The following is a 7723-nucleotide window of genomic DNA, read 5'->3' as shown; positions in this document are numbered from 1 at the left end:
GACTACTAGAACGCATGTTCGAATACTAGCCGTCAGCCCCGACACAACGCCCACGACAGAACACCAACTGTGGCTAACCATCCAACTGTGGATAACTCGGAAACCTGGCTCCCACGTACCCTCGCGGCATGACCGATTCACAGGGCAGAATCCGGGTGCCCACCGACCTCGACTCCGTCACCGCGATCGGCGACGAGGACCATTCCGGGATCGACCAGCAGGCCGTCGAGCGGATCTGGCAAGCCGCCAGCCACTGGTATCAGGCCGGCATGCACCCGGCGATCCAGGTATGTCTACGGCACAACGGCAAGGTCGTGCTAAACCGGGCCATCGGCCACGGCTGGGGCAACGCCCCCACCGACGCGCCGGACGCAGAGAAGATCCCGGTCCGCACCGACACGCCGTTCTGCGTCTACTCCTCGGCGAAGGCGATTACCGCGACCGTCGTGCACATGCTCGTTGAGCGCGGCCACTTCTCGCTCGACGATCGGGTCTGCCAATACATCCCGACCTACACCAGCCACGGCAAAGACCGCACCACCATCCGGCACGTGATCACCCACAGCGCCGGCGTCCCGTTTCCGACCGGACCCAGGCCGGACCTCAAGCGGGCCGACGATCACGAGTACGCGCAAGAGCAGCTCAGCAACCTGCGCCCGCTTTACCGGCCGGGGCTCGTGCACATCTACCACGCGCTGACTTGGGGTCCGCTGATGCGCGAAATCGTCTACGCCGCAACGGGTAAGGACATCCGCGAGATCTTGGCCACCGAGATTCTCGATCCGCTGAATTTCCGCTGGACCAATTTCGGCGTGGCAGAGGAAGACATCCCCCTGGTCGCGCACAGTCACCCCACCGGCAACCCGTTACTGCCTGCGCCGATCGCGGCCGCGTTCCGCAAAGCGGTCGGCGGCACGACGCACGAGATCATCCCGATCACAAATACGCCACTTTTTCTCAAGACCGTCGTCCCGTCGTCCAACACCGTCTCGAACGCCGACGAAATGTCACGGTTCGCCGAAATCTGGCGTCGCGGAGGCGAACTCGACGGCGTCCGGGTGATGAGCCCGGAAACGTTGAAAGGCGCGGCGAAGCAATGCCGGCGCTTGCGGCCCGATGTCGCCACCGGCCTGCTCCCGGCCCGTTGGGGCACCGGATTTCAGCTTGGCACAAAGCGATTCGGCCCGTTCGGGCGTAATGCCGACCAGGCCTTCGGGCACCTGGGCCTGGTCAACTGCGCGATCTGGACCGACCCGCAGCGTCAACTGGCAGCCGGCGTGGTGAGCAGCGGCAAGCCCGGGCGAGACCCCGAGGTCAAGCGGTACACCGCGCTGATCGACACCATCGCCGCAGAGATACCGCGCGTTTCTTAGCACTGCTCACTGCCACGGATGCGGTGGAATTGACGCTCGTCTAATATGAAAAGCACGTTTGTGGTCGGGGGACCAGCAGTTTGGGCGTTCAGCAGAGAGCGTCCGCTCCGCGCTGCCGACCCTGGATAGAGGTGGGTGGCTAGGAAATGGCTGGCGAGAACAGCAGCACTTTGGAACCGTTCTACGAGACGTCGCAGTCGATATACGACCTCAACGACGACTTCTATGCGTTGTTCCTCGGCCCGACCATGGGCTACACCTGCGCCTACTACGAGCGCGATGACATGACCCTCGACGAGGCGCAGGTCGCCAAATTCGACCTGGCGCTGGGCAAGCTGGGCCTCGAACCCGGCATGACGCTGCTCGACGTCGGTTGCGGGTGGGGCGGCGCGCTGGAATTGGCGCTGCAGAAGTACGACGTCAACGTCATCGGCATCACGCTCAGCCGCAACCAGCACGCGTGGACCACCGCCCGGTTGGCCAAGGTGCCCACGACACGATCCGTCGAGGTCCGATTGCAGGGCTGGGAAGAATTCACCGGTAAGGTCGACCGGATCGTGAGCATCGGCGCGTTCGAAGCCTTCACCAAGCCCCGCTACGGCGCGTTCTTCGACATGGCTCACCACGCACTGCCTGCGGACGGCCGGATGCTGTTGCACACCATCCTCGGACATCCGCAAAGCTACTTTGCGCCCAACGGGATCACGCTCACCATGAACGATCTACGTTTCATGCGGTTCATCGGCCAGGAAATCTTCCCCGGCGGCGAATTGCCCTGCGAAGACGACATCGTCGAGTTCGCCACCGCCGCCGGCTTCGGCGTCGAGCGGATCCACCTTCTACGCGCCCACTACGCCCGGACCCTGGACACCTGGGCGGCCAACCTCGAAGCCAACCGGGACCAGGCGATAGCGCTCACCGAAGAGGTCAACTATGACCGGTTCATGCGCTACCTGGTCGGGTGCGCGGACTTCTTCCGCCGCGACATCAGCAGCATCGGACAGTTCACGCTGGTCAAATAAGGGCGGTGGCGGAGGGATTTGAACCCCCGGACGGTTTTAGCCGTCTCTCGCTTTCAAGGCGAGTGCATTAGGCCGCTCTGCCACGCCACCGCCGTCAAGGTTAGCTGGGCCGATGCGCCCGCCTCCTCCGCGGGCCGTCCCGGCCCGCATCGTCAGCGAAGCTGGGCCGATGCGCCCGCCTCCTCCGCGGGCCGCCCCGGCCGCGCCCTGGGCCTATGCACGACACTTCAGTGCGGCGCTGATCCGACTGCAATTCTCACCCACCGCGACAAGCTGGGACCGCGACAGCGGGCCGCGGAAGTACGCGCGGACGCCTTGGGAATACGTCGTCATCGCCTCCCGGGCTAGCGCGCGACCGTCGTCGGTGATCGCGGCGACGACACCGCGCCGATCGTTCGGACTTGCCTCACGGCGCACCAGTCCTTGCGCTTCCAGGCGGCGGACCTGGCGGGTGAGCCGACTCGGCAGTGCTGCCAACGCATAAGCAAGATCACCCATCCGGGCGCAACCCGCCGGGGCGTTGTCCAACATGTCGAGAACCCGGACGTCGAACAGTGACAGCTTGTGCACCTCGGTGAGTCGACGGTTGAGCGTCGCATACAACAGCAGCGTGGCATCCAAGAAGGACTGCCACGCCTTTTGCTCGGCAAGATCGAGCCCGGGCATCTCGCTGGCTGTCCGGCCGGCAATGAGCGCCGCCATCACGTCATGCTATGCGACGCATCGCCTTTCGAACAGGGGCTAGTAGCGTGGCAAGCATGTATGGCATCGTCGCCGAATCCGCCGACCAACTCCGGTGGCAGCAAGTGCCCGACGTCACTGCGGGCCCCGACGATGTGCTGATCAAGGTCAGCGCCGCCGGGGTCAACCGGGCCGACCTGTTACAGGCCGCCGGGCTGTATCCGCCCCCGCCGGGCGCGAGCGAATTACTGGGCATGGAGGTCTCTGGCGTCGTCGAAGCGGTCGGCAGCGACGTCACAGAGTGGGCACCCGGGCAAGAAGTCTGCGCTTTGCTGGCAGGCGGCGGCTATGCCGAATACGTCGCGGTTCCCGCCGGTCAGGTCCTGCCGCATCCCGTCGGCCTGGACCTCGTCGACTCCGCGGGCGTGCCCGAGGTGGCGTGCACGGTCTGGTCGAACCTAGTGATGACGGCACACCTGCACGAGGGTCAGCTGCTGCTGATGCACGGTGGCGCCAGCGGTATCGGCAGCCACGCGATTCAGGTTGCGCGCGCCTTGGGTGCCCGGGTCGCTGTCACCGCGGGATCGGCGGCAAAGCTGGACGCGTGCCGCGAACTCGGTGCAGAGATCCTGATCAACTACCGCGACGAGGACTTCGTCGCACGGGTGCACGAAGCAACCAACGGCCGCGGCGCCGACGTCATCTTCGACATCATGGGCGCCGCATACCTCGACCGCAACATCGACGCGCTGGCCACCGAAGGCCGACTGGTGATCATCGGCATGCAGGGCGGCGTCAAAGGCGAACTCAACATCGGCAAGCTGATGGGTAAACGCGCGCACGTCATCGGCACGACGCTGCGGGCGCGCCCGACCAACGGACCCAACAGCAAGAGCGAGGTCGTCGCGGCGGTGACGAAATCGGTGTGGCCGATGATCGCCGACGGCCGGGTGCGGCCGATTATCGGCGCCCGCCTGCCGATTCAGGATGCCGGCGAAGCGCACCGCATGCTGTCCTGCGGCGAGGTGACCGGCAAGATCGTGCTGACCCTTTAACCCAGCGACGCCAGCGCTCGCACCAACTGGTCGACCTCCGACACCGTCGAATAGTGCGAGAGCCCGACGGTCACCGCGCCGCCGACGTCGTTGACGCCGAGCACGTCGAGCACCCGCGAGTTGGCGTTGGAGATCGCCAGAATTCCGTTGTCGGCCAGCCTCTGCACAACCCGCTCGGCCGGCACGTCGTGCACCGCAAAGCTGACCACCGGGATCCGTGATTCGGGCCGGGCAATCACCACCACCCTCGGCAACGAGCGCAGCGAGCCCATCAGGTACTCGAAGATGCTGTCCAGATAGCTGGTGGCGGATTGCAGCGACGTTGACAGTCTTTCGCGCCGAGTGCCGCGCGCCGACTCGTCCAGCGAGGCGAGGTATTCGATACTGGCGACGAAGCCGCCGAGCAGTCCGAACTGGTGGACGCCGACCTCGAGACGGCCCGGGCCGGTGGCGTAGGGGTTGGTCGACACCGAGGCGAAGGTGTTGATGATCGCCGGGTCGCGGAACACCAACGCCCCCACCGGCGGACCGCCCCAGTTGACCGCGTTCAGCGCCACCACGTCGGCGTCGATGTCGTCGATGTCGATCAACCGGTAGGGGGCGGCCGCGGAGTGGTCGACGACCACGAACCCGCCGACGTCGTGGATCAGCTTCGTGACCGGCCGCAGATCGGTGACAGTGCCCAGCGTTCCCGACGCGGAGCAGACCGCGACCAGGCGGGTCGCCGGCCCGATCAGGCCCTCCCACTGCCAGGACGGCAGCTCACCGGTTTCGATGTCGACCTCGGCCCACTTGAGCTTGGCGCCGAACCGGTTTGCGGCGCGCAGCCAGGGCGCGATGTTCGCCTCGTCGTCGAGGCGGGTGACGACCATCTCGTAGCCCAGGCCCGCACGCGTCGACGATGCGTCGGCCAGCGATGCCAACAACACCGCGCGGTCGGCGCCCAGCACCACGCCGCGCGGGTCGGCGTTCACCAGATCCGCAACCGCCTGCCGTGCCGCGTCGAGCACCGCCGCGCTGCGTTTGGCCGACGGGTGCGGTCCGACCGTGCTGGGAAAGGACCCGCGGAAGGCCGTCGAAACGGTCGTCGCCACCGACTCGGGAATGAGCATTCCGAACGGGGCATCGAAGTGCACCCAACCGTCCCCCAACGACGGGTGCAAACCGCGTACCCGGGCGACGTCGTATGCCATAGCAGCCACCTTAGAGCCACGCCCAATAAGCGAAACTGTGACCGTAGCGGGCACCCGGACAAGTGCCCACCGTCCCGAGCCAGGCCACCCGGGCAGCCATACTAGTCGCGTGGGGCTCTGCTTCGGAACGCTGCTGGCATTGTTTTTGCTGATCGTCCCGGGGGCCATCGTCGGACGAATCACTCAGCTGACGTGGCCGATCGCCATCGCCGTCGGACCGGCGCTGACCTACGGCGTTGTCGCGCTGGCGATCATCCCGTTCGGCGCTGTCGGAATCCCGTGGAATGGCTGGACCGCACTGGCCGCCCTCGCGGCGGTGTGCGTCGCGATGATCTGCATGCAGCCGTTGCTGGCCCGCCACCGCGACCAGGCGGCACAACTGCTGGGTATCGACCGCCGGCAGGCGTTGACGGTGGCCGCCGGTGTGGCGCTGGGAGCGTTGCTGATCATGTGGGCGGCCTACCGCGGACTGGTCCATTGGCAGTCGATCCCCAGCACCTGGGATGCGGTCTGGCACGCCAACACGGTCCGCTTCATGCTCGACACCGGCCAGGCGTCGTCGACCCATATGGGTGAGCTGCGCAACGTCGAGACTCATCAGCCGCTGTACTACCCGTCGGTGTTTCATGCGCTGACCGCGGTTTTCTGCCAACTCACCGGCGCGGCACCCACGACCGGCTACACGTTGTGCTCGGTGGCGGCGTCGGTCTGGTTGTTTCCGACCAGCGCCGCAGTGCTGACCTGGCACGTGCTGCGCTCCCGCACGAAGCACGCCGCCGGGGTGGCCGCCACCGCCGCCGCGTTGTCGGCGTCGTTCACCTCGGTGCCCTACGTCGAGTTCGGCACGGCGGCGATGCCGAACCTGGCGGCCTACGGGGTGGCGATCCCGACCTTTGCGCTGGTCGTCTCCACGCTGGGCCATCGGGACCGGATACCGGCGGCGGTGCTGGCCCTGGTCGGGGTGTTCTCGGTGCACCTCACCGGTGGCTTCGTGGTGATCGTGTTCGTAGCGGCCTGGTGGCTGATGGACGGGTGGTGGCATCCGGTGCGCGGCCGGCTCGCCGACGCGCTGACGCTGGCCGCGGCGGGAGTGCCCGCCCTGTTGATCCTGGCGCCGCAGTTCCTCGGGGTGGCTCAACAAGCCGACATCATCGCCGGGCACGCGTTCCCCAGCTTCAAGACCGTCAAGCAGGGGGTGATCGACGCGCTGCTGCTGCACACCCGCCACCTCAACGACTTCCCGATCCAGTACGGTCTCGTGGCGCTGATCGCCATCGGCATGGCGATCCTGCTCTACCACAAAATCTGGTGGCCGCCGGTGCTCTGGCTGGTGCTCACCGTGGCGACGATCTACTCGGGGGCGCCGTTTCACAATCCGCTGGGCGCCGTGATCGAGCAGTTCAGTCAGTTCTTCTACAACGACCCGCGCCGGCTCTCGGCGGTGGTGACGATGCTGGTGACGCCGATGGCGGCGATCGCGGTGTTCGCGCTGGTGGCCGGCGCCGTGGCAGTGGCCAGAAAGATCGTGAAACTACCTGACACCGTGTGGGTTTCGGTCAGCGTGGCACTGCTGGCCTTGACCACGACGCTGTCCGCACGGCACTACCTGTACCGGCATCTGGTGCTGTTCGGCGACAAGTACGACTCGGTGATCATCAACGACAAAGACTTGGACGCCTTTGCCCACCTGGCCGCGCTGCCCGGGGCGCGGACCACCCTGATCGGCAACTCCAACGTCGACGGCACCGCCTGGATGTACGCGGTCGCTGATCTGCACCCGCTGTGGACGCACTACGACTTCCCGCAGCAAATCGGCCCGGGCTATTACCGCTACCTCTTCTGGGCCTACGCCGATGCCGACGCGCTGCCCGGGGTACCCGAGGACAAGCGGGCGTTGGTGCCTCAAGCAATCCGGGCATTGAACATCCGCTACGTCCTGACCAGCGCGCCCACGGTTCGCGGGTTCAAGGTGCCCGACGGGCTAGTGTCAATAGACCGATCGAAGTGGTGGACGAAGATCTACGACAACGGTGAAGCCTGGATTTATGAATGGCTGGGTCCTCAGCGCACTCCGACTACTCCCAAAGGTGACAAGCATTGAGTAACGACGACGACATCGAGGTCATCGGCGGCGTCGACCCCCGACTGATGGCGATGGCGCAGGACCCCGAGCAGGACTCGGATGATCGCTCGATCACCGACCTCGTCGAGCAGCCCGCCAAGGTGATGCGGATCGGCACGATGATCAAGCAACTCCTCGAAGAGGTGCGCGCGGCCCCGCTCGACGACGCCAGCCGCAACCGGCTGCGCGAGATCCACGCCACCAGCATCCGCGAGCTCGAAGACGGGCTGGCACCGGAGCTGCGTGACGAGCTCGAGCGGCTCACGCTGCCGTTCAC

At 66.1% G+C, this 7723-nt stretch carries 7 protein-coding genes and 1 tRNA gene; 5 read left to right on the top strand and 3 right to left on the bottom strand.

The window, feature by feature from the left end; translation table 11 throughout:
- Positions 1-128: 128 nt before the first annotated feature.
- Complete coding sequence (gene lipE / locus AC2VOG_RS19785) at positions 129-1373, top strand: lipase LipE (RefSeq protein ID WP_486941525.1); 1245 nt, start codon at positions 129-131, stop codon at positions 1371-1373.
- Positions 1374-1519: 146 nt separating this feature from the next.
- Positions 1520-2395 (top strand): cyclopropane mycolic acid synthase family methyltransferase, encoded by an 876-nt coding sequence (locus AC2VOG_RS19780; RefSeq protein WP_486941524.1) that lies wholly within the window; start codon positions 1520-1522, stop codon positions 2393-2395.
- 3 nt (positions 2396-2398) lie between these two features.
- Here the strand turns inward: AC2VOG_RS19780 and AC2VOG_RS19775 are convergent.
- Positions 2399-2485: transfer RNA gene (locus AC2VOG_RS19775), tRNA-Ser, on the bottom strand.
- 123 nt (positions 2486-2608) lie between these two features.
- On the bottom strand, positions 2609-3097 hold the full coding sequence (locus tag AC2VOG_RS19770; protein ID WP_486941523.1) for a MarR family winged helix-turn-helix transcriptional regulator: 489 nt from the start codon (positions 3095-3097) through the stop codon (positions 2609-2611).
- A gap of 56 nt (positions 3098-3153) precedes the next feature.
- Here AC2VOG_RS19770 and AC2VOG_RS19765 point away from each other — a divergent pair, with 56 nt between their 5' ends.
- Positions 3154-4131 (top strand): NAD(P)H-quinone oxidoreductase, encoded by a 978-nt coding sequence (locus AC2VOG_RS19765; RefSeq protein ID WP_486941522.1) that lies wholly within the window; start codon positions 3154-3156, stop codon positions 4129-4131.
- Here the strand turns inward: AC2VOG_RS19765 and AC2VOG_RS19760 are convergent.
- On the bottom strand, positions 4128-5324 hold the full coding sequence (locus AC2VOG_RS19760) for a cysteine desulfurase-like protein (RefSeq protein WP_486941521.1): 1197 nt from the start codon (positions 5322-5324) through the stop codon (positions 4128-4130). The genes AC2VOG_RS19765 and AC2VOG_RS19760 overlap by 4 nt on opposite strands.
- A 109-nt stretch (positions 5325-5433) precedes the next feature.
- Between AC2VOG_RS19760 and AC2VOG_RS19755 the strand changes: the two genes are divergently transcribed.
- Complete coding sequence (locus AC2VOG_RS19755; protein WP_486941520.1) at positions 5434-7425, top strand: DUF6541 family protein; 1992 nt, start codon at positions 5434-5436, stop codon at positions 7423-7425.
- A gap of 47 nt (positions 7426-7472) precedes the next feature.
- Positions 7473-7723: proteasome activator (locus tag AC2VOG_RS19750; RefSeq protein ID WP_486941526.1), on the top strand; the 251-nt coding region annotated here is incomplete at its 3' end.

This window comes from Mycobacterium sp. TH-M11 (assembly GCF_057473725.1).
Note: the sequence above shows the minus strand (reverse complement) of the source record. Positions and strands in the feature narration are given on the sequence as shown.